Consider the following 20246-nt stretch of genomic DNA (forward strand, 5'->3'; position numbering starts at 1 on the left):
CCTTACAAAGGAGCTTATCAACTTGAGATATTATGTTCTGGACCGCGGTGACCCATTGTCTGTCGAGCTGACCCAGCAATTTCACAAGCTGGCGGAACAGCGGGGGTTTGTGCTGGATGCAGAATCTCCGGAAATTGTGGTCTCAATCGGCGGAGATGGTACAATGCTGCATGCTTTCCATACTTTTATTGACCGTATTCCTGACCTCGCTTTTGTCGGTGTCCACACGGGCCACTTGGGATTCTATGCTGATTGGAAGGCCGATGAACTGACAGAGCTGATTGATCATATGAGTGGAGAAGGCGAACACGGCAACGTGAAGCCGCGCCTCGTCAAGTACCCCCTGGTTCAACTGGAAATTCATAAAAAATCAGGAACGTCCTCTTACATTGCCTTAAACGAATTTACGCTTAAAGGCGTTGACGGTACCGTTGTCGCGCAGATTGACATTAACGACGTAACCTTTGAAATGTTCAGGGGAGACGGGATCTGCGTGTCCACGCCGTCCGGTAGCACGGCCTATAACAAAAGTGTCGGCGGAGCGATGGTTCATCCTTCCATCGATGCTCTGCAGATCGCGGAAATCGCCTCGATTAACAATCGGATTTTCCGTACGCTGGGCTCACCGCTGCTTCTGCCTAAGCATCATCATTGTGATATATTCTCGCGTAAAGAACAGCGTTTGCTGCTTACTATCGATCATGTGAATATCTCGATTGACGACCTCGTATCCGTACGCTGTCAAGTGGCGGAACAGCAGGTCAGTTTTGCACGCTATCGGCCGTTCCCGTTCTGGAATCGTGTCCGTGATGCATTTCTTGGCTAAAAAAGAAGAACGGCCACCTGGCTTACTGGTGACCGTTCTTTTTTATTGCGGCTGTTCAGCTGGAGGATTAGGCTCCTTGGAAGGCTTTGCTTCCTTCTCTTTGGACTCCTTAGCATCCTTAAGATCACGTGGCTCGCGTCTGGATTCCTTTGCTTCGCGCCGCTCGCGTTGGTCCTTGTGCTCCTTGTCTGGTTTAGGACCCTCCTGCAGGGTTTCCTTACTTCCCTTCGCTTCCTCCTCACCCTTGGTTTCCTTGGGGGGTAATTCACGAATCTCCACAGGCTCTTTGGAATTGGATTGCTCTTTGCCATCCTTCTGCTCCTTGGTTTTCTGAAGCACGAAGTGAGCACAGCCAAAATTGCAGTATTCGTTAATGTAATCAGACATGCTGGAGAAGGTAGAATCCTTGGCAGCCTTAGGATGATTATCCCGATAGAAACCTTTAAGCCGAAGCTGATTGTAACCCCAATCTCCCACGATGTAGTCATAACGGTCCAGCACCTCGCTGTACCGCTCCCGGAAAGCTTCCAGATTCCAGCCGTTTCGATGGTCCTTTAACACTTCATAACTCTTGTTTCCGATAACGATCATTGAAAGCTTCCCCTGCCTTTCCAAAGGTTAAGACTGCACGGTCTCTTCCTTGTTGCGTTCTGCAGATTTCACTTGCTCGTGTGCATGATAGGAGCTGCGCACCAGAGGGCCGGACTCCACGTGGCTGAATCCGCGCTTCATTCCCTCTTCCTTCAAGACCGCAAACTCTTCCGGCGTATAGTATTTTTCCACATTCAGATGCTTCGGCGAAGGCTGCAAATATTGGCCGATTGTCATGATATCGCAACCCACCGAACGCAGGTCATCCATCGCTTCCAGAATTTCATGCCATTGTTCGCCGACACCCAGCATAATGCTGGACTTGGTCGGAATATCAGGCTGCATGGCCTTGGCATTCTGCAGCAATTGCAATGAACGGGTGTACTTGGCTTTGGCGCGAACCCGATCGGACATTCGCTCCACCGTCTCAATGTTATGGTTCAGGATGTCCGGTTTCACATCCATCACGATCTTAAGTGCTTCTTCGCTTCCCATAAAATCTGGAATCAGCACTTCCACCGAGCATAGCGGCAGACGTCTGCGAATGGCTTTAACCGTTTCAGCGAATATGTAGGCTCCGCCATCTTTCAGATCATCCCGTGCCACACTTGTTACTACGCAGTGACGCAGATTCATCTGTTCCGCCGCTTCCGCTACGCGTTCCGGCTCCTGAAGATCCAGTTCCGTTGGAAGTCCCGTATTGACAGCGCAGAATCGGCAGGCGCGAGTACAAATATCACCCAGAATCATAAAGGTTGCCGTACGATTAGCCCAACATTCATAAATATTCGGACAGCGAGCCTCTTCACACACCGTGTGCAGTGTCTTGGATCGCATCATGCTTTTGATTTCTTTATAATTATCGCCAGTAGTCAGCTTGATTCGAATCCAGTCAGGTTTTGGCTGTTTGGTTTTAGACAAAGAAAAAACCTTCTTTCGAATTTATTGATGTAACTCAAGACATACCCCATCGTTTGCTGTCCCATATTATATCATGAAAACCATCACATTACTTGTTTCGCATCGATATGAGATTAATCTAGTTGCGGCATGGATAAAAATCCTTGTTTCGTTTCACCCTACAGTATAGGCATGACTGTCCGTCCTTAATTATGACAATCCAAAAGGAGGAGAAGGACACATTGAGGATTTTTAAACCATTGAGCGCAAGCGGCATCATGATTCGCTGCACTGCTGCAGCTGTGGCTGCCTTGACAGCTGCCTGCTGCATGTGCGGGCCTGTGTCCGCATCCACCTCTATTGCGGTCAGCATCGCTGACGATACGGTAAAAACAACGAATGCTAGCGCCATTTTCGCAGACCGGAAGTCGTTATACGATGAGATTTCCACCGTTACCCAAATTCCTTGGTATCGCCTGGCTGCCATTGACCAGTATGAGCGGACACTAACTAGAGTCCACCCCAAGGATCGCAAGCATTCGGACCGGACGCTCGCCATCTTCATCCCCTCCACAAGATGGGCAGGGGCGTTAAATCCCAATCAAGAAGATGTAAATCCGACGTCGATCAGCGTATTTTCCGGCATCGGGCTGGATGGAGATGGGGATGGCAAGGCAGACCGGAATAATGATATCGACCTGCTATATACCGTTGCGGCAAGACTCTCACCCTACGGGCATGCTGCTGATGATTTCAGCATCGGGCTCTGGTCATACTACCAGAACACGCGGGCCGTACAGCGCGTCATGCAATACGCCAAATTGTATGACACCTTTGGAAAGCTGGACTTGTTTGACCATGCATTTCCTCTCCCGGTCAAAAGCAACTACTCATACCGAAGCACATTTGGAATGGGCCGCAACTGGGGAGGAAGAAGAGTTCATGAAGGCACGGACTTGTTTGCCAATTATGGAGTCCCTGTCCGGAGTACGTGTTACGGCGTTGTCGAAATTAAAGGCTGGAATAAATATGGCGGGTGGCGCATCGGCATCCGTGATTTGAACAATCATTATCACTATTACGCCCATCTGCAAGGCTTTGACAAAGGGATCTCGCTCGGGGATGTCGTTACGCCGGGTCAAACCCTCGGCTGGGTTGGCAGCTCCGGCTATGGCAAGCCGGGAACCCAGGGCAAATTCCCTCCACACCTCCATTACGGCATCTACCGGGATACCGGATTGACCGAATGGGCATTCGATCCTTACCCGCTGCTGAAACACTGGGAAATGGAAGAAAAACGCTCGAAAAAAACGCGCTCCTGAGTTCAACCCAGGGGCGCGTTTTCTCCGTAAGGACATACATAACTGGCCAACTGAATCATGGTGCAGGCTTCCATACGCTGGCGCCAAAATGGAATTAGACAGCGCTCTTAGCCTCCGGTGTTGTTTCCCCCCGTTTGTCCGGATAAATCCGCTGCGCCAGGTGAAGGTTCCAGAGGCGGCGTTGTTCCATCTGGAGGATGATCCGGCGTTGTTGCAGGCGGGATTTCCTGCTCCGTATTATGGCTGTTCTCATTCGTAACGGGCGGCGGTATCGCTATGCTCGGCGCACTTGCCTTGTTCTCACCGACGGCCTTTCCTTGCCCGTCATAATAATACATCGGCACATCGCCGACCACGAGCAGATAAGAGATGGGAATATCGGTTTCCACAATCTGCGGCTCCATGTCAAAAGGAACAACAACCGCTACTTCCGTTACAATATGAACGAATACCTCCACCAGAATCATGTTGATGCCTGCACCCTGCTGCCTGGTGTCCAGTTGAACCTTCACCGCTCCCTGCGGCTCGATCTTTAATGGAATTTGCGGACCGAATGACGCGATGATCGGGCTTTTTAACACCTGACCAAGCGGAATATGCTCCTTGCGCTTATGGATATCGTCCAATGTGCTCTGAACAACCTCCGTTGTATGGGACGTGATTTTTAAATGCTCGGCATAATTCAGCATGAATCCCGTCACTTTGCCGGAGCTATCCGTTTTCCAATTGACCAGATTATCAAAATCCTTGCCCTGCGTCACCTGAGAGGTGATCGCTTTATTAATCGCTTCAGTGGCAATCTGTTTGACCCTTATTTGGGCTAAATGCATGATCGGCGGCCGCAGATTCTGTTCAATATACATAAAAAACTCAACGATCCCAAACACAAGGAGCAGAGCACCGATCAGCCACCATTTTTTCACGCTGCGTCGTTTGGCAACCTGAGGACGCCCTCTGCTCTGCGGTACGGGCCGGAAACCTCTGCGCGGTGGTTTATAAGCTCTCCTTGGTTTGGGCCATGATAGGGACGGAAAAGATAAACGTCTGCTTCCCCATCTCTTTCGTCTCATGCTTGGTCCCCCCTATTTACTCCCAGAGGAGCATGTTTACCATGGCAAGCTATCCTGTATAGAGGGTATGCGGACAAACGGCAAAAAAGAAGAGCAAGGTTGGCTTATCCTCACTCTTCTTCCTTATGGATACTCATTTTCAAGAAAGACTGAATCAAGAATCTACTGGTCGTTCTTTGGATGGTCTTCTTGATCTTCCACATAATATTTCAGCATCGACAGTTTATTCTCCCAGAAGCGGTCGAAATAAGCCAGCCAATCTTTTAATTCCTGAAGCGGTTCAACATCCAGCCGATAGCGGGTTTCGCGTCCAACCTTGCGGTCCTGCACAAGTCCCGCTTCCTCCAGAATCCGGAGATGCTTGGAGACAGCGGTCCGCGTCATGGAGAAGTGCCCTGTAATTTCTTTAACCGGCATTTCCTTATCACTTAACAAGCCAAGCAGCTTACGGCGTGTCGGATCTGCGATCGCTTGATAAACATCATGCTTCGGAGCAGCTTGCGACATAGATTAGGCCTCGACGTATCCCGCAAGCTTCTGAACAATGCCTGCCCAGCCTTTGTCCATACGGCCCCGTACGATATCGTGAGCTTCCTCGAACTCGGTCACTTGATCCGCTGTCCAACCGCCGTGTATGAGCGTGAATTCCGTATGATCTCCCTGCTGTACCAGTTCGAACGTAACGCTCCAATCCTTGCCCCAGTTAAAAGACAAACGGTTAGGCTTGTCAATAAGCGTGACCTTGCAAGGAGAATTTCCCCATGGGCCTGCATTCAATTGAAACTCAAATCCTTCCACCGGTTCAAAATTGTTGGGCATGAACCAAGCCGAAATCCCTTCAGCCGTTGCCACGGCTTTCCACACCTTCTCGATGGGTGCTTTCAGCACAAGCGTATGACGAATATCCGGCAGCTTGCCGTTTGATGTGTTATCCATATCACATTAACCTCGCTTATGTTTAAAATTATGAAACCATTTGGTTTCCCTTATTGCATTATAGGACACCAAATGGTTTTACGTCAAATACCAATATTCACCTTAATCCCATTCAGCACACCTAGGTCCAGTTCCACTTAAAGCCAGGAAAACCAGGCATCTTGCCAACATCTCCTGACTTTGAACTCGCTAGGTCTGAGCCGGGTAGGTCTTGTTCAAGAAGGCGATCGATTCCCGAATCAACTGCTTTAGGACCTCCATATCAATGTCCGCCACTTTATTAATATACACGCAGCCTTTTCCCGCCGTATGTTTACCGAAACTCGTCAACAGCTCCCCCCGCCGCTCATCGCCCGGCGCAAAATACAGGCTGATTTTTGCTTTGCGCGGCGAAAAACCTACAAACGGCGCATCTCCTTCATGCCCGGTAGCGTAGCGGTAATGGTAGGAGCCAAAGCCGATGATGCTGGGTCCCCACATCTTAGCCGGAAAACCGCTCGTCTCCTCAAAGACCTCCAGCAAACGATAAGCATCCTCCCGTTTTTTGGGCGAATCCACTTGCTCTATAAACTCCACCACGCTGTGATCCGTTTCTTTTGTTTTTTGCTCGTACATGAGTTTTACTCCTTTCGAACACTCTGTTATTATTACCATCCTTATCAAAAATAAGAAAAACGTCATCGACGTACTTGCATAGAAGACAGACCGCATTTAGCGGAAGTTTTTCTTGCGAGATAAGAAGGGTAAGCCTCTGAAGCTTACGCTTTCTTATCTCTTAAATAAAAAAAGCCGGATATGATTAGCAATTGCTTTCTAATCACTTCCAGCCTTGTCGAGCCGCTCCGGTCATTATTGACCGGCGTACTCTCTTTGCCGTAAAGCCTCATACATCAATACCGAAGCAGCCATAGCCGCATTCAACGATTCGGCTTTCCCCGGCATGGGAATCCGGATCGCATCGTCCACAAGTTCCGCAACCTCAGGTGAGACACCGCGCCCTTCGCTTCCGATCACGATCCAGCTTGTCCCTTGGAAATCATACTCGAAGCAGGAGCGATTCCCTTCCAGCATGGTTGTGACCAATCGAGCTCCCCGTTCCCTGGCTTCCGGCAAAATGCTCAGCAGATCACCCTCCAGCACAGGTAGATGAAACAGGGATCCCATGGTAGAGCGCAGCGTCTTGGGGTTATACAAATCCGCACAGCCGCGTCCCAGAACCACGCCTGCAGCCCCTACGGCATCTGCGCTTCGTATGATGGTTCCCACATTCCCCGGGTCCTGAAGACCGTCCAGAACGACAACCAAACCGTTCTCTCGCAGGATCAGATCCTGCCATTGACGTGCTTCTTTGCGAACCACGGCAAACACCTGCTGGGGTGACGGCGTATCACTGACCTTCGAGATGACGGCATTGGATACGCCAATCCATTCGGCGCCTTGTCCTGTATCCGATATATGACGGAGTTCTTGGGGAATCCCCTTCTCCACATCATAAGCAACGCACTCGATGTCCGCTCCGGATGACAGTGCTTCCTGTACGAGATGAATGCCTTCCACCACATACTTGTTCTGCTTGTCTCGATGTTTTTTCTCCTGCAGCTGTGCCCAGCCCTTCACTCTGGCATTCTGCGGCGATAGTATCTCCATGGTAATCCATCCGTTCTTTACTTATATACAAAACCGAGTCCAGCTCAACCCAGCATACCGCAAATGCACAGTATTACTTCGGATAAGCAAGCTCCAGCTTCGTTAAGTCATTCTTATGCCCCACAATAACGAGAATATCGCCTTCCTCAATCCGGTCATCGGGACTTGGCGAAATGTTCATGTCCGCATCACTTCGAATCGCCATGACATTGCAGCCGAACCGTGCCCGAATATCCAGCTCTATCAGATTGTGACCGACCAGATCTCCTGTAGCAAGCATCTCCATAATGCTGTAGTCGTCCGATAAATCGATGTAATCCAAAATATTCGGTGACACCAGATGATGGGCAACCCGAAGCCCCATATCCCGCTCAGGGAAAATCACCTTATCTGCACCGATTTTGTTCAGCACTTTTCCGTGCAGTTCATTCTTCGCTTTCACGATAATGGCCGGAACGCCAAGATCCTTCAAGATCAGCGTAGTCAAAATGCTGGATTGAATATCCTCCCCGATCGCCACGACAACCACATCAAAATTCCGTATGCCCAGCGCCCGAAGCGCTTCTTCATCGGTCGAATCCGCCGATACGGCATGCGTGACCATACTCGCGATTTCCTGAATGCGCTGTTCGCTCGCGTCTACGGCTAATACATCAAATCCCATGCTGCTCAATTCCTTGGCAACACTCGTGCCAAAACGCCCCATACCGATTACTGCGTACTGCTTCTTAGCCATTTATATATCCCCCCACGAGCCTAGGTCATCCATAATCATAATGATAATAGTATATCATACTGTCCCGAATACTTGAATGTAACTGCCCTGGAACGGGTACATTACACAATGACCCTTTCATAACAAGGAGGAACATATCCATGTCCATATTGTTAGATCTAAGGCAGGCCGTCATTCATAAAGTCCACAATCAGGACGAAGAAGAGCTGCGCTCCATGATCGAGGGTTCCGTTGACGGGCCTGAAGCTGCCCTGCCGGGACTCGGTGTAATGTTTGAAATGATGTGGAAAGACATGAATGCTTCCCAGCAGAACAGCCTTGTCTCTTCCCTGCATGATCATTTGAAAACCGTTACGCCTGGCAAACTTCAAGGATAATCCCATAAGTCAACAAAAAGAACAATCCCCTAAGCTGTGAAAGCTGGGGGATTGTTCTTTACATTGCATATTTATAACATCACTTACGGAGCAGTCTCAAGAAACTGAGCGGTTGGATTCTTGTCGATGGCCGTTCTCATCGCATACTCATTTTCGAACAAGACAACATAGTTATCCTTCTTGTCCTTGACCAGTGTTGAGTTAATCCGGAACTTGGACGGATCAAGATTGTCATCCACGATCCAGCGAGCGAACTGATACGGCATCCGTTGAAGCATGACATCGACGCCGTATTCTCCCTTCATCCGGTACTCGAAGACTTCGAACTGGAGCTGTCCGACAACCCCGAGAATGGTCTCATCGAAACTCACGGTACGGAATACCTGAATGGTACCCTCTTCCGTCAGCTGATCAATCCCCTTCTGATACTGCTTATGCTTCAGCGCATTCTTCACCGTTACTTTGGCAAAGATTTCTGGTGAGAACGTTGGAAGCTCATCGAATACAACTTCACGTCCTTGACTGAGCGAGTCCCCAATCCGGAAAATGCCCGGGTCAAACAGACCGATAATATCGCCAGGGTATGCCTCCTGCACAATATCTCGATCCTGGGCCAAAAACTGCTGCGGCTGCGCCAGCTTGATTTCCTTGCCTACCCGAACATGCTTCACGCTCATACCGCGTTCGAACTTGCCTGATACGATTCGCAGGAAAGCGATACGATCCCGGTGAGCCGGATTCATATTGGCTTGAATCTTAAATACGTATCCGGAGAACTTCTCTTCAGTGGGTTCCACCAAACCGTCCTTACTATGGCGCGGCTCCGGCTTCGGCGCAAGCTGAAGAAAGTTCTCCAGGAAGGTCTGGACGCCGAAATTGTTGATCGCACTTCCGAAGAATACAGGTGTTAACTGACCCTGCATAACTTTCTCCAGATCAAATTGGTCTCCGGCAACATCCAGCAGCTCGAGGTCTTGACATAACTGATCATGCAGGTAATCGCCTGCCATCTCGCGAATGATTGGATCCTCATAGCCCTCGACCTTCTGTACTTTAATCGTGGAATGGTCGTCGCCCTGGAACAATTCAACTTGATTCTTAACCCGGTCGTACACGCCGCACAGATCACGCCCGGAGCCGATCGGCCAATTCATCGGTACGGAGCGGATGCCGAGAACCTGTTCAAGCTCCTCCATCAGATCAAACGGGCTGCGCCCTTCGCGGTCGAGTTTGTTGATAAAGGTAAAGATCGGAATGCCCCGCTTCGCACACACCTGGAATAATTTAATCGTTTGAGCCTCGACCCCTTTGGCTACGTCAATCAACATGACGGCGCTGTCAGCAGCTGTCAGCGTACGATAGGTATCCTCACTGAAGTCTTGGTGACCCGGCGTATCCAATATATTAATTCGATGCCCTAAATAATCAAATTGCATAACAGACGAGGTAACCGAGATTCCCCGCTGCTTCTCGATCTCCATCCAGTCACTCGTTGCATGCTTGCTCGCTTTACGAGCTTTAACCGATCCAGCCAGACGAATGGCGCCCCCGAACAAGAGCAGCTTCTCGGTCAGTGTTGTTTTACCGGCGTCAGGGTGGGAAATAATCGCGAACGTACGGCGCTTATCCACTTCCTGCTGCAGTTCATCTATTAGCTTTGCCATTTCACTTATCCCTTCGTAACTAAAGTCATGTATATCATTGTACCACAATTCATACGCAAATCATCCCCATGCGCCGTGCGCATGAGGATGATTTTTAATACGTAAATTTTAGAAAATGATCTTAGTTTTTCAACCACACCACATTATCCTCGAGCTGACCGTTAACCGGCCACCAGTGGAATCCGTCTTCCTTCAACAGCTCATCTGCCTTGGCAGGTCCCCAAGAACCCGCAGGATACGATTCCAGCTCGCCCTGGTTCTCTCTCCATGCGCTGGCAATACGATCCACGAAGGACCATGCCGAAGCCACTTCGTCCCAGCGTGTAAAGTATGTGGAATCTCCACGAGCAGCGTCATGCAGTAGACGCTCATACGCTTCAGGAGAGTTAATGCCCACGATGCAGCTTTGGCAGAAGTCCATCGCTACAGGAGCGATCTCGGACTCAGATCCCGGCTTTTTGGCATTTATCTTCACGTAAATGCCTTCCATCGGATTCACGCGGATGACAAGCAGGTTAGGCTCCAGGGAATGCTTTTGGCCCAAATATACGTTGGTTGGCATCCGTTTGAACTCAACAACCACCTCGGTTGTCTTAACCGGCAGACGTTTGCCCGTGCGGATATAGAACGGTACACCCGCCCAGCGGAAGTTGTCCACGAATACTCTGGCCGCAAAATAGGTTTCCGTATTGGATTCCGGATTAACCTTGTCCTCTTCACGGTAAGCCGGCAGATCTTTACCGCCCGCTGAACCGCTTGTATACTGACCACGAACTACGTTGTTCTTCACTTCTTCATGTGTGGCATACGGACGCAAGGAACGAAGCACTTTTACCTTCTCGTCGCGGATATCCTCTGCGAGCAGACGGCTAGGCGGTTCCATCGCAATCATGGTTAGCAGCTGCAGCATATGGTTTTGGCCCATGTCCCTTAGTGCACCGGCATGATCATAGTATCCGCCGCGCTCCTCGACACCAACCGTCTCACCAAGCGTGATTTGGATATTGGCGATATGCTTGTTGTTCCACAGCGGCTCAAAGAAAGCATTCGCAAAACGCATAACTTCGATGTTCTGTACCATTTCTTTACCAAGATAATGGTCAATCCGGTAGACCTCTTCTTCCTTGAATACTTTACGGATTTCTTCGTTCAGCTTGGCAGCCGATTCCAGATCGTAGCCGAACGGCTTCTCGATCACAAGACGGTTCCAGCCTTCTCCGTCGAGCATACCGCCCTTCATCAGGTTAAACGATACGCTGCCGAACAATTCCGGTGCAAGTGCAAGATAAAATAAGCGGTTGCCCGGTATATTAAATTTCGTTTCCAGTTGCTCCGTTTGTTCACGAAGCTCACGGAAACCGTCAATATTGTTAATATCTAAAGATTTATATTCAAAATGCTGTGCAAATGCATTCCATTCACTATCCTGTTCCGAACTGTATCGGCAGAATTCCTGAATCGAACGATACACGTCCTCCCGAAACTCTTCCTGGGTGCGCGGACGCCGCGCCACGCCGATTACCGCAAAATCCTCATCCAGTTTTCCTTCACGATAAAGACTGTAGATCGCCGGAAACAACTTACGTCTTGCCAAATCACCAGTCGCTCCAAAGATGAAAAATACAGCTCCCGGTGTCTTCATTGTATCTAGATTTTGATTTTCAGCCATGGCTCCTCATTCTTTCTATGAATTATAGTGTATTTTTATGCATCGGCACTTAACTCGATGTGATGACATTTTAGCATATTCATTTCAAGTATGCTATCTCATTCCGTATTTTTTCATCGGAGTTTCAGAAATCATTTTCAATATTCTATTGTAATGACGGGAAATCCGATCGTTATTCTACTACTTTTCTTCATCGAATCTTCATGCACTGCGATCTGCATATGAATCGGCGTGTCGCCACTCATCACAAAAGCACCTAGTGAAGGAACCTCATAAGAACGGCTTTGTGTTTTGTCATCTGCATAATCTTCAACGGAGCGAAGTAAGAGTTTTTGGGCTACGGCCTCTTCTACTTGAGCCATTGTCCCATCAACGCTTGCGGTCTCCGTTGCATACCCTTGAATGGACGCATTCCATGTGTTCGGTATGCCGGCTTGCTTCATCATTTCTTGAATCTGCTGCTGTAGGGCCATCATTTCCCGTGTCTGCCCAGCCGCTTCTCCAACAAGCATGGCTCTGATATAACTATGGCCCTCCTTTGTGAGGGCCCAATCCAGATGCACGGATACACCTGAGAGCAAGCTTTCTGCTTGAAACACTTCATTTCCTTGAAGCTGGGACGTCGTAATTCCGGAGAGCCCCATTGTACGAGCCAGGTGCTCAGCTGCTGTCTTAGCTTGATCCTTAGGAACAGAATTTATCATTTCTCCTTGAATTTTTACCGTGAGCATTGCCGAAGGCTCCATATGTTCTGGCCCGAGCGCTGTCAGAAGCGTTAGATCGCTTTCTGCAGCTACCCCGGCTCCAGTTGTTCCATCGATATCTTTTTCTCCCGTTCCACCTGAAGCTGAAGTTGACGCTTCTCTCGTATGCGGAGCTGATTCATTTCGATTGCTTTCCGTTGTTCCTGCAAAACCCGCCATCATACCTGCTGCCCCGCACAGCAACAACATCATCACAATGATCTGTAAACGCATTTTCCGCATGGTCAGTCACGCCTCCCCGTTCGAATCTATCAATCTAGTAAAAAGGATGGCCTCATCTCCGCGGATTTATACCTCGCTTTTTTTAAAACATTCTTCAAACGGGCTGTATGTAAATCTTCCGGCTTCCCTGTTCATAAATAAAAGACTCCCGATCCGGGAGTCTTTAAGCCTGTCTCTCAGTGTTTACATGGATATGTCATACCACAAGCAGCATCATGGACTGTTTTGTACCACGCCCAGCATGTTGGATCTGATTATGTCACGCTAGTCGCATAAAAAAAGAGCTGGCCTTCCTTACTCAGCCAGCCCATTTTTATAAGCGTAGATGGCAGCTTGGGTCCGATCCTCTACCCCCAGCTTGCCTAAAATATTCGTTACATGAAATTTCACGGTTTTGATGCCTATAATCAAATCATCAGCAATATCCTGATTCGACTTGCCCTGCGCCACCAGTCGCAGCACTTCCATTTCCCGGTCCGTAAGGTCGTTATGCGCCGGAGCTTCATTTTGCGGATGCCGGAATCGATTCATCATCTTGGAGGCAACCTGCGACTCCAGCACCGACTGCCCGCGTGCGGCTGCACGTATAGCATCAGCTACTTCAGAAGCACGGGATGTCTTCAATAAATAACTGAACGCACCTGCTTCAATAACCGGATACATCTTCTCATCGTCCAGATAGCTGGTCAGTACAATGACCTTAAGATTCGGAAACTGATTCATCAATTGGCGCGTCGTCTCGATTCCATCCATTCCGTCCATCACCAAGTCCATCAGCACCACATCAGGATGATATTCCTGCGCTAAGCGTATCCCTTCCTCGCCGCTGCCCGCTTCACCAACCACCTCGATGCCGTCCTCTGTACCAAGCACAGCCGCTAAACCGATCCGGACCATCTCATGATCATCCACCAGTAGCACCTTAATCGGCGTTTCCATCTACATCCCCCCGTTTACGTTCATCATTTATAAGTGGCACAACGATCTCAATTCGAGTCCCTTTACCCGGTGCTGTTATGAATTGTACCGAGCCCCCGATCTCCGTCACCCGTTCCTGCATCGTCGATAGACCGTAGGAAGTCTGTTTCTTGTCATCCAATTCAAATCCGATCCCATCGTCCCGCAGCATTACCCGAACAGTATTCTGCCTGCGGTGAATTCGGATGTCCATTTTCTCCGCTTTCGAGTGTCTGAGGGTGTTCGACATGGCCTCCTGGATAATACGGAACAGATGATTTTCGATCCCTTTAAGCAAATGTATGTCATCGTCCATCTCAAACGTAATTTCCATAGGTACTTTAATCCGCAATTCCTTGATCAGATCCTTCAGCCCTTGCTCCAGTGCTTTCCCTTCGAGATAAACCGGCCGCAGATGAAGAAGAAGCGCCCTCATCTCGGACTGGGCCACAGCCGACATTTCCTCAATCAGAGCCACCTGGCGCTGCGCTTTGTCAAAATCCTTATCCAATGTCCTACCCACAGCGGTCGCCGTCATCGAGATGGCAAACAGCTGCTGAGAAACCGCATCATGAAGCTCGCGCGCCAGACGCTGCCTCTCTTCCACAATTGCTGTTACCCTGGCCTGCTCGGCAAGCTGGGCATTGTTCGTTGATAACCGCTGCAGAGAAGATACTTGATCCTCCCAGCGTTTGCTGATCTTCACCAGCTGTTCTCCAAGCCGTCCCACTTCGTCTTCGCCGATGTCCGGCATCACGTCCGTTAGGCTGCCTTTTTCCCAGTTCACCAGTGTTTCCCTTACAAGATCAACTCGTCGTTTTACCCGGTATCCCTGGAAGAAGCCATAGATCGCACCCAGCCCGATCGGCAGCAATACCAGAGTGATGCCGGCTTCGATCCGGTTCTTCCACGTCTCAAACGGTTGAAGATAACCATATGTATATAATAAATATAGGACAACGAGCATGACAACCAATCCCAGAAGGGTCCCCTCACGCATACTTCGGGTAATCATATTTGCTTTCTTTTCCGTTTCCACGGGGCAACCCTCCTGAATGGTTTACACAAGACATACGTTTATTATGTCATTTTTATATTCAAATCTCCGCCTAAATAAGAAACAATAAATTTCACTTTATATTCACTAGCCTCGTAATTGGGTGATATATACCGCACGCGGTTTAATATGCCGGTTTCCTTCCGGTCGTCCATATGAATCGAGCCAAACAGGATCGAGGCTTCGATCTCCACCCCATAATAGTCCGGGATCATCAGATCAATATCCCCCAGCATTCCATGGAACATAAGGACCGTTTGGCGTTCCTCCGGAAGCGCCAGGGACAGATCCACATCCGCTTCTCCAAGTACATGCCACACACTCAGACTGCGCATCACCCATGGAGTCCGGTCCCAATCAAAGTTAGACATAAAGTTCTGCTTCTGAACGTACTTTGTCGTGGTATGGGCTCGCTTGGACTTGCCATAAAAAATACCTAGCGATATCAAGCTGATGCCGATAATCAACATGAGATGCTCCAGCAGCAGCAGTACGGCACCTACTCCGAGCAGAATATATCCCTTCTTCAAATGGCCTTGTCTGATCTGAAGGACACCTGCGAACATGAGTAACAGGGCGACAATGGTGAAGAAACCAAACCATCGGCCGAAAAGCATAATAAAACCCAAGCTGATTAAACCAACTGCTATCCAGCGGTTTCTGTCCATGTCGCACCTCCTTGATGACCAAGATATAAGCTCGGAAAAGCCATAGCAGTGAGACGTTCTCCACTGTATGGCTTTGCCTGTACTATACGACAATCTCATTCGTATAGCATATCATATGAACATGGTGTTCGAATACGGTTTAATCTTATTTTGCTGACTTGTTAAGGAATTACTCGGACTTCGAAGAATTCCCCATTTTGTTTTTCAAAGCTTGCAGTTGCTCATCAACTTTCAATTGCTTCTCAGCATCCACTGGGCTTGTGTATACTGCATTGTTAGGACGGTATGGGGCGCGAAGCACATCAGCTTCTGCTTCCAGTTGCATGATTTTTTCCTCCATGCGGTGGAAGCCCATCGAAGCACTGCCGCTTTCGATCGTATGCAGGCTGCTCACTTGAGACATTTGCTTCTTCGCTTTAGCCATTTGAGCGCGAGCTACAAGCTCATTGCGCTTGTTGCGCATTTTGTAGAACTCGTCTTTCATTTCATGCAGCTGAGCTACAAGTTCTTTCGCTTGAGCCTCGGATTGCAGGTGCAATTCCACGTACTCGGTTTCTTTTTGATCGAAATAGATTTTTTCTTCAAGCAGCTTGCGGGCCACTTCTTCTTGACCATTTTTAAGAGCCAATTCAGCTTGAGCTTCACGTTGTGCCGCCATCTTCACAGCCTCATCGACGCGCTGCTTCATACGACGCTCGTTAGCCATTTGCTTCGCAACTGTTACCTCTGCTTCATGAATTTCTGCCTCCATGTCGCGCAGGTACTGGTTCAACATTACGATTGGATCCTCTACTTTATCCAGCAGTTCATTCACCGATGCTTTCGTCATATCCTTAATTCTTTTAAATACTCCCATGTTATTTATCTCCCTTCTCATAGTTCGAAAGTTTTTTCTTCAATTCTTCGATTTCTTTTTGCATTGCTTTTCTCTCAATATCCTTCATCATCGCATCCAGATCGGAATCCGCAGACGCGTTGTTTCTTGTGCCATTGGGACGGTCATATTTGGGGCCAAAACTTCCATGCTCATTAGGATAGCCTTGACGTCCATAAGCATCGTTATAGCTGTTGTAGCCTGGTCCCGGGCCCGGATGATCGTTGTAACGGTATCCGCCACCATGTCTTCCCTGTGGACCATACGGATCGTGATAGTACGGCTCCTTAGGTACTACAAGGGATGCAATCAGATAGATCAACAGCGTTGTACCGCCTGTGAAAAAGATACTGACTACAAATATGATTCTAAGTAGGGTAGATTCGACTCCGAAATGATCGGATATACCGCCGATCAACCCTGTGAACATCTTGTCTCGGGTGGAACGGTACAATCTAGTCATGGTTACTCCTTTCCGCTGTTATTCAGCTTTTGCTTCAGGCGGGCAAGTTCTTTTTCCAATACAGTGGAGACTGTTTCACCAGCCTGATCCATGTATTCCTGCCCCATGCGGCGTAAATCGCGAAGACTTCTGGCTTCCAGTTCCCAGTCGCTGATACGGTCTTCGAGACGATTGAACATCTTCGGTACATCAGGACCGCCGCCATAGGAGCCTGTACGTTCATTCATTTTTTGCTGAAGACGAAGGGTTTCCACTCGGGCAACATAATACTGACGTTTGCTGTATACCGTCTGATATTCCATCCGCAGCTCGCCGAGCTGCTCCTCGATTTCTTTTAACGACTCCAGGCTTGAGGACAACAGGCCTTGATACTGTTCAATCTTTTCCTCATAGATCAGCTTCTCCTGCAATGCCAGCTTGGCAAGATGTTCTTCACCGGCCTTCAGTGCAAGCAGTGCCTGCTCTTCGCGTTTATATCGCATGGTTTCTGCTTGATCCACCTGCTGCTTCAGCTGTCTGGAATGTACTTGACATTGCTGCTGCAGCTTCTCAGCCTCAGCAATGTCCTGTCTGGTTGAATGTAGGAACTGGTCGATCAATCGAACCGGATCCTGGCTCTGCTCGAGCTTTTCATTCAATGTTGCTACGGTTATGTCTCTTATCCGCCGGAAAACACTCATATTCGCTTAGCCCTCCTCATCTATCATGATCTGTTGTTTTTGCATGTTATTTAATGTAGTGGTTTTTATCAATAACGGGGTCTACCATTCTTCAATCGGGACACCCCGTAGATGATCAAGATGATTCCAAGGATCGGACCGATCAGCCAAGACAGTTTACCCATCAACCAGATCACACCGATACCGAGAATAACCCATCCCATCAAGGTATTACCTCTCCGGATCCCGTAGTATCCTAAAGCGACCATCAGGATTGGAATTACAAGACTGAACAACCATCCAAGCAGAGGACCGAATACTCCCAGGAGAACCAAGATCCCTACACCAATCAACAGGATACTCATTCCATTTCCTTTTGAATTTCTCATTTATACACCGCCTTTCTGTTGTTTGATCGTTGTTTCATTTGTTCAACCTTATGACTCTATTCTAGGTAATTTCGAGTTTAACTAAAACGGCCTGGGGACGGTTTTTGCACCTAGACCTAAGGCGGGGCCTCCTATAGACCTGCGTCCAACCCTGCACTGGATCAATGATTCGATAAGCTGACCTGTGTGGATGAATCCTCCGGTATCCTTGCTTTTGTTTTACCTAATAAAGAGACGTGGTTTCCAATGTTAGTTTAGTTTGATGAGTATAGCTTCAGCTCTAAGGTGATAGTAGTAAAGCCCGTGGAACGGTAGGTTAAGGTAGCGGTAGGATGAAGCATGGGGCCCGAATATGAAAATCATGAAGAAGGATACCATAGTAAAGGAAATGGGATTGATCTAAGGAGGTTGCATCTCAGAAGTTTGCATAGGATTAAGGTGTATTGCTTGCGAGTTATGAAATGAAGTGACATAACACTGAAGCTCATCAAGATTAGCCTTTTATCATGAAGAGTAACGGATCATCAGCTTAGCTGCTACCGAGAAACGAAGCTATCGATGTAGATGCAACGAAAAAAGGAATGCAGACGTTTATAGTCTACATTCCTTTTGGATGATGCCGGTGAAGGGACTCGAACCCCCACGGTTTCCCTCACGATTTTGAGTCGCGCGCGTCTGCCAATTCCGCCACACCGGCTTACTTTATGGCGTGCCCTAAGAGATTCGAACTCCTGACCTTTTGATTCGTAGTCAAACGCTCTATCCAGCTGAGCTAAGGGCACATAGTTTTGTTATGGAGGCGCCACCCAGATTCGAACTGGGGATAAAGCTTTTGCAGAGCTGTGCCTTACCACTTGGCTATGGCGCCAGAAATAAAAATGGAGCGGACGACGGGAATCGAACCCGCGACCCTCGCCTTGGCAAGGCGATGCTCTACCGCTGAGCCACGTCCGCAAATATAAAAATCAATGGCTGGGGATATAGGATTCGAACCTATGCATGACGGAGTCAAAGTCCGTTGCCTTACCGCTTGGCTAATCCCCAACATTTTTTAAAAAACTATGGGGCGACCGATGGGTCTCGAACCCACGAATGCCGGAACCACAATCCGGTGCGTTAACCCCTTCGCCACGATCGCCATAATGTAATAGTTTTTTTTAGAGAATAATCATAATGAAATAATGGGCGACCGATGGGTCTCGAACCCACGAATGCCGGAACCACAATCCGGTGCGTTAACCCCTTCGCCACGATCGCCAAGTTCATTATAAATATTCAATGGCAGGGGCAGCAGGAATTGAACCCACACCAACGGTTTTGGAGACCGTTGTTCTACCTTTAAACTATGCCCCTAAAAACTGGTGGAGGATGATGGATTCGAACCACCGAACTCGAAGAGAGCAGATTTACAGTCTGCCGTGTTTAGCCACTTCACTAATCCTCCAGAATGGTGCCGGCGAGAGGACTTGAACCCCCAACCTACTGATTACAAGTCAGTTGCTCTACCAATTGAGCTACACCGGCATATAAAGTTATAAAACGTACATGGTGGCTCGGGACGGAATCGAACCGCCGACACGAGGATTTTCAGTCCTCTGCTCTACCGACTGAGCTACCGAGCCTTAAAGCTCTTCGCGAACTTTGACGGAACCCAATATCGGATACTCATCTCATCCCAAAGTTATAAATAATGGCGGAACTGACGGGATTCGAACCCGCGATCTCCTGCGTGACAGGCAGGCATGTTAGGCCTCTACACCACAGTTCCATGAGGCATTATCGCTATCGCGATATAAATTGGTTGCGGGGGCAGGATTTGAACCTACGACCTTCGGGTTATGAGCCCGACGAGCTACCGAACTGCTCCACCCCGCGTCATTAAAAGGGTTGCTTGTATGGGTTCCCCGAAAAGTAATCGGAATTACTTGCGAAGCATGAGCTTCACTTTTTGGGGATAAATCATGGTGGAGGCTGAGGGGATCGAACCCCCGACCCTCTGCTTGTAAGGCAGATGCTCTCCCAGCTGAGCTAAGCCTCCGTAACAAAGCGACTTTAAGCATACCAAAATCTGATATAAGAAGCAAGTGTTTTTCAAAAGAAAAGTGGTGACCCGTAGGGGATACTCTCACTTCGTTCGAGACTGCGAAGCCTATACTTACGAAGTTATCCTCCGACGAACCGACGGGATTCTCATCCCCTGATGCAATAAAGAAAGTGGTGACCCGTAGGGGATTCGAACCCCTGTTACCTCCGTGAAAGGGAGGTGTCTTAACCCCTTGACCAACGGGCCTTGCTTGAAATAATAGTGGCGGAGAGAGAGGGATTCGAACCCTCGAGACGCTTTTGGCGCCTACACGATTTCCAATCGTGCTCCTTCGGCCAACTCGGACACCTCTCCATAAGTGGCTCCCCGAACAGGACTCGAACCTGTGACAACTCGATTAACAGTCGAGTG

Annotated in this window: 21 protein-coding genes and 16 tRNA genes; 3 read left to right on the forward strand and 34 right to left on the reverse strand. The window is 48.8% G+C overall.

What is annotated here, in order from left to right; all coding sequences use genetic code 11:
• Window positions 1-22 precede the first annotated feature (22 nt).
• Window positions 23-826 carry an NAD kinase gene (locus tag AB4124_RS05525; protein ID WP_009591431.1) on the forward strand — a complete coding sequence of 268 codons (804 nt, stop codon included), beginning with the start codon at window positions 23-25 and terminating at the stop codon, window positions 824-826.
• Window positions 827-868: 42 nt separating this feature from the next.
• Here AB4124_RS05525 and AB4124_RS05530 read toward each other — a convergent pair whose 3' ends face one another.
• Together AB4124_RS05530 and lipA are read right to left on the reverse strand one after the other, a co-directional pair.
• Window positions 869-1417, reverse strand: a complete 549-nt coding sequence (locus AB4124_RS05530; RefSeq protein WP_430112021.1) for a YutD family protein — start codon at window positions 1415-1417, stop codon at window positions 869-871.
• A 27-nt stretch (window positions 1418-1444) separates the two neighbouring features.
• Window positions 1445-2338 carry a lipoyl synthase gene (lipA, locus tag AB4124_RS05535; protein ID WP_441971579.1) on the reverse strand — a complete coding sequence of 298 codons (894 nt, stop codon included), beginning with the start codon at window positions 2336-2338 and terminating at the stop codon, window positions 1445-1447.
• Between the two features lie 257 nt (window positions 2339-2595).
• On the opposite strand from lipA, the gene AB4124_RS05540 reads away from it, so the two are divergent.
• The gene (locus AB4124_RS05540; RefSeq protein WP_441971656.1) at window positions 2596-3639 is read left to right on the forward strand and encodes a M23 family metallopeptidase; all 1044 of its coding nucleotides are present in this window, start codon (window positions 2596-2598) and stop codon (window positions 3637-3639) included.
• A gap of 107 nt (window positions 3640-3746) precedes the next feature.
• Here AB4124_RS05540 and yunB read toward each other — a convergent pair whose 3' ends face one another.
• The 6 genes from yunB to AB4124_RS05570 all read right to left on the reverse strand — a co-directional run bounded on the left by yunB (window position 3747) and on the right by AB4124_RS05570 (window position 8028).
• Entirely contained in the window at window positions 3747-4709 is a 963-nt protein-coding gene (yunB, locus tag AB4124_RS05545) for a sporulation protein YunB (RefSeq protein WP_430112022.1), read from the reverse strand.
• A 162-nt stretch (window positions 4710-4871) separates the two neighbouring features.
• The gene (locus AB4124_RS05550) at window positions 4872-5216 is read right to left on the reverse strand and encodes an ArsR/SmtB family transcription factor (RefSeq protein WP_076324875.1); all 345 of its coding nucleotides are present in this window, start codon (window positions 5214-5216) and stop codon (window positions 4872-4874) included.
• Between the two features lie 3 nt (window positions 5217-5219).
• Complete coding sequence (locus AB4124_RS05555) at window positions 5220-5645, reverse strand: SRPBCC family protein (RefSeq protein ID WP_379407335.1); 426 nt, start codon at window positions 5643-5645, stop codon at window positions 5220-5222.
• Window positions 5646-5834: 189 nt separating this feature from the next.
• On the reverse strand, window positions 5835-6260 hold the full coding sequence (locus tag AB4124_RS05560; protein ID WP_076324877.1) for a DUF1801 domain-containing protein: 426 nt from the start codon (window positions 6258-6260) through the stop codon (window positions 5835-5837).
• A gap of 234 nt (window positions 6261-6494) precedes the next feature.
• Entirely contained in the window at window positions 6495-7292 is a 798-nt protein-coding gene (locus AB4124_RS05565) for a TrmH family RNA methyltransferase (RefSeq protein ID WP_441971582.1), read from the reverse strand.
• 73 nt (window positions 7293-7365) lie between these two features.
• The gene (locus tag AB4124_RS05570) at window positions 7366-8028 is read right to left on the reverse strand and encodes a potassium channel family protein (protein WP_076324879.1); all 663 of its coding nucleotides are present in this window, start codon (window positions 8026-8028) and stop codon (window positions 7366-7368) included.
• Between the two features lie 140 nt (window positions 8029-8168).
• On the opposite strand from AB4124_RS05570, the gene sspI reads away from it, so the two are divergent.
• Window positions 8169-8405 carry a small acid-soluble spore protein SspI gene (sspI, locus tag AB4124_RS05575; RefSeq protein ID WP_076324880.1) on the forward strand — a complete coding sequence of 79 codons (237 nt, stop codon included), beginning with the start codon at window positions 8169-8171 and terminating at the stop codon, window positions 8403-8405.
• Between the two features lie 83 nt (window positions 8406-8488).
• On the opposite strand, the gene AB4124_RS05580 is transcribed toward sspI, so the two are convergent.
• The 26 genes from AB4124_RS05580 to AB4124_RS05705 all read right to left on the reverse strand — a co-directional run bounded on the left by AB4124_RS05580 (window position 8489) and on the right by AB4124_RS05705 (window position 20189).
• Entirely contained in the window at window positions 8489-10069 is a 1581-nt protein-coding gene (locus AB4124_RS05580; RefSeq protein ID WP_076324881.1) for a peptide chain release factor 3, read from the reverse strand.
• A 121-nt stretch (window positions 10070-10190) separates the two neighbouring features.
• Window positions 10191-11738, reverse strand: a complete 1548-nt coding sequence (gene zwf, locus AB4124_RS05585) for a glucose-6-phosphate dehydrogenase (protein WP_379407337.1) — start codon at window positions 11736-11738, stop codon at window positions 10191-10193.
• Window positions 11739-11875: 137 nt separating this feature from the next.
• Window positions 11876-12724 carry a YwmB family TATA-box binding protein gene (locus AB4124_RS05590; RefSeq protein WP_441971585.1) on the reverse strand — a complete coding sequence of 283 codons (849 nt, stop codon included), beginning with the start codon at window positions 12722-12724 and terminating at the stop codon, window positions 11876-11878.
• Window positions 12725-13018: 294 nt separating this feature from the next.
• Window positions 13019-13663 (reverse strand): response regulator, encoded by a 645-nt coding sequence (locus AB4124_RS05595; RefSeq protein WP_006212655.1) that lies wholly within the window; start codon window positions 13661-13663, stop codon window positions 13019-13021.
• The gene (locus AB4124_RS05600) at window positions 13647-14720 is read right to left on the reverse strand and encodes a sensor histidine kinase (protein ID WP_076324884.1); all 1074 of its coding nucleotides are present in this window, start codon (window positions 14718-14720) and stop codon (window positions 13647-13649) included. Before AB4124_RS05600 ends, AB4124_RS05595 begins: the two co-directional genes overlap by 17 nt.
• Window positions 14721-14761: 41 nt before the next feature.
• Entirely contained in the window at window positions 14762-15406 is a 645-nt protein-coding gene (liaF, locus tag AB4124_RS05605; RefSeq protein WP_076324885.1) for a cell wall-active antibiotics response protein LiaF, read from the reverse strand.
• Between the two features lie 169 nt (window positions 15407-15575).
• Window positions 15576-16262, reverse strand: a complete 687-nt coding sequence (locus AB4124_RS05610) for a PspA/IM30 family protein (RefSeq protein ID WP_076324886.1) — start codon at window positions 16260-16262, stop codon at window positions 15576-15578.
• A 1-nt stretch (window position 16263) separates the two neighbouring features.
• Complete coding sequence (locus AB4124_RS05615) at window positions 16264-16743, reverse strand: PspC domain-containing protein (protein ID WP_076324887.1); 480 nt, start codon at window positions 16741-16743, stop codon at window positions 16264-16266.
• A gap of 2 nt (window positions 16744-16745) precedes the next feature.
• On the reverse strand, window positions 16746-17423 hold the full coding sequence (locus tag AB4124_RS05620; RefSeq protein ID WP_076324888.1) for a PspA/IM30 family protein: 678 nt from the start codon (window positions 17421-17423) through the stop codon (window positions 16746-16748).
• A gap of 68 nt (window positions 17424-17491) precedes the next feature.
• Complete coding sequence (locus AB4124_RS05625) at window positions 17492-17791, reverse strand: hypothetical protein (RefSeq protein ID WP_076324889.1); 300 nt, start codon at window positions 17789-17791, stop codon at window positions 17492-17494.
• A 617-nt stretch (window positions 17792-18408) separates the two neighbouring features.
• Window positions 18409-18488, reverse strand: a tRNA-Leu gene (locus tag AB4124_RS05630).
• Window positions 18489-18496: 8 nt separating this feature from the next.
• Window positions 18497-18573 (reverse strand) — tRNA-Arg (locus tag AB4124_RS05635).
• Between the two features lie 12 nt (window positions 18574-18585).
• Window positions 18586-18659: transfer RNA gene (locus AB4124_RS05640), tRNA-Cys, on the reverse strand.
• 11 nt (window positions 18660-18670) lie between these two features.
• A tRNA-Gly gene (locus AB4124_RS05645) sits at window positions 18671-18745 on the reverse strand.
• A 15-nt stretch (window positions 18746-18760) separates the two neighbouring features.
• Window positions 18761-18835: transfer RNA gene (locus AB4124_RS05650), tRNA-Gln, on the reverse strand.
• An 18-nt stretch (window positions 18836-18853) separates the two neighbouring features.
• Window positions 18854-18929 (reverse strand) — tRNA-His (locus AB4124_RS05655).
• A gap of 46 nt (window positions 18930-18975) precedes the next feature.
• A tRNA-His gene (locus AB4124_RS05660) sits at window positions 18976-19048 on the reverse strand.
• A 22-nt stretch (window positions 19049-19070) separates the two neighbouring features.
• Window positions 19071-19144: transfer RNA gene (locus AB4124_RS05665), tRNA-Trp, on the reverse strand.
• Between the two features lie 6 nt (window positions 19145-19150).
• Window positions 19151-19235 (reverse strand) — tRNA-Tyr (locus AB4124_RS05670).
• Between the two features lie 4 nt (window positions 19236-19239).
• A tRNA-Thr gene (locus AB4124_RS05675) sits at window positions 19240-19315 on the reverse strand.
• A gap of 22 nt (window positions 19316-19337) precedes the next feature.
• Window positions 19338-19413: transfer RNA gene (locus AB4124_RS05680), tRNA-Phe, on the reverse strand.
• Between the two features lie 69 nt (window positions 19414-19482).
• Window positions 19483-19559 (reverse strand) — tRNA-Asp (locus AB4124_RS05685).
• A gap of 30 nt (window positions 19560-19589) precedes the next feature.
• Window positions 19590-19666: transfer RNA gene (locus AB4124_RS05690), tRNA-Met, on the reverse strand.
• 87 nt (window positions 19667-19753) lie between these two features.
• A tRNA-Val gene (locus AB4124_RS05695) sits at window positions 19754-19829 on the reverse strand.
• A gap of 177 nt (window positions 19830-20006) precedes the next feature.
• Window positions 20007-20081: transfer RNA gene (locus AB4124_RS05700), tRNA-Glu, on the reverse strand.
• 16 nt (window positions 20082-20097) lie between these two features.
• Window positions 20098-20189, reverse strand: a tRNA-Ser gene (locus AB4124_RS05705).
• Between the last annotated feature and the right edge of the window lie 57 nt (window positions 20190-20246).

This window comes from Paenibacillus sp. 2KB_20 (genome assembly GCF_052115765.1).
Taxonomy (GTDB): Bacteria; Bacillota; Bacilli; order Paenibacillales; family Paenibacillaceae; genus Paenibacillus_AQ.

Bases quoted from the DNA above. Each gene is read 5' to 3' on its own strand.
- AB4124_RS05560 (WP_076324877.1), bottom strand. From the start codon at position 6,260: ATGTACGAGCAAAAAACAAAAGAAACGGATCACAGCGTGGTGGAGTTT.
- AB4124_RS05590 (WP_441971585.1), bottom strand. From the start codon at position 12,724: ATGCGGAAAATGCGTTTACAGATCATTGTGATGATGTTGTTGCTGTGC.
- AB4124_RS05620 (WP_076324888.1), bottom strand. From the start codon at position 17,423: ATGAGTGTTTTCCGGCGGATAAGAGACATAACCGTAGCAACATTGAAT.
- AB4124_RS05610 (WP_076324886.1), bottom strand. From the start codon at position 16,262: ATGGGAGTATTTAAAAGAATTAAGGATATGACGAAAGCATCGGTGAAT.
- AB4124_RS05555 (WP_379407335.1), bottom strand. From the start codon at position 5,645: ATGGATAACACATCAAACGGCAAGCTGCCGGATATTCGTCATACGCTT.
- AB4124_RS05565 (WP_441971582.1), bottom strand. From the start codon at position 7,292: ATGGAGATACTATCGCCGCAGAATGCCAGAGTGAAGGGCTGGGCACAG.
- yunB (WP_430112022.1), bottom strand. From the start codon at position 4,709: ATGAGACGAAAGAGATGGGGAAGCAGACGTTTATCTTTTCCGTCCCTA.
- AB4124_RS05570 (WP_076324879.1), bottom strand. From the start codon at position 8,028: ATGGCTAAGAAGCAGTACGCAGTAATCGGTATGGGGCGTTTTGGCACG.
- AB4124_RS05550 (WP_076324875.1), bottom strand. From the start codon at position 5,216: ATGTCGCAAGCTGCTCCGAAGCATGATGTTTATCAAGCGATCGCAGAT.
- sspI (WP_076324880.1), top strand. From the start codon at position 8,169: ATGTCCATATTGTTAGATCTAAGGCAGGCCGTCATTCATAAAGTCCAC.
- zwf (WP_379407337.1), bottom strand. From the start codon at position 11,738: ATGGCTGAAAATCAAAATCTAGATACAATGAAGACACCGGGAGCTGTA.
- liaF (WP_076324885.1), bottom strand. From the start codon at position 15,406: ATGGACAGAAACCGCTGGATAGCAGTTGGTTTAATCAGCTTGGGTTTT.
- AB4124_RS05595 (WP_006212655.1), bottom strand. From the start codon at position 13,663: ATGGAAACGCCGATTAAGGTGCTACTGGTGGATGATCATGAGATGGTC.
- AB4124_RS05540 (WP_441971656.1), top strand. From the start codon at position 2,596: ATGATTCGCTGCACTGCTGCAGCTGTGGCTGCCTTGACAGCTGCCTGC.
- AB4124_RS05625 (WP_076324889.1), bottom strand. From the start codon at position 17,791: ATGAGAAATTCAAAAGGAAATGGAATGAGTATCCTGTTGATTGGTGTA.
- AB4124_RS05580 (WP_076324881.1), bottom strand. From the start codon at position 10,069: ATGGCAAAGCTAATAGATGAACTGCAGCAGGAAGTGGATAAGCGCCGT.
- AB4124_RS05530 (WP_430112021.1), bottom strand. From the start codon at position 1,417: ATGATCGTTATCGGAAACAAGAGTTATGAAGTGTTAAAGGACCATCGA.
- AB4124_RS05615 (WP_076324887.1), bottom strand. From the start codon at position 16,743: ATGACTAGATTGTACCGTTCCACCCGAGACAAGATGTTCACAGGGTTG.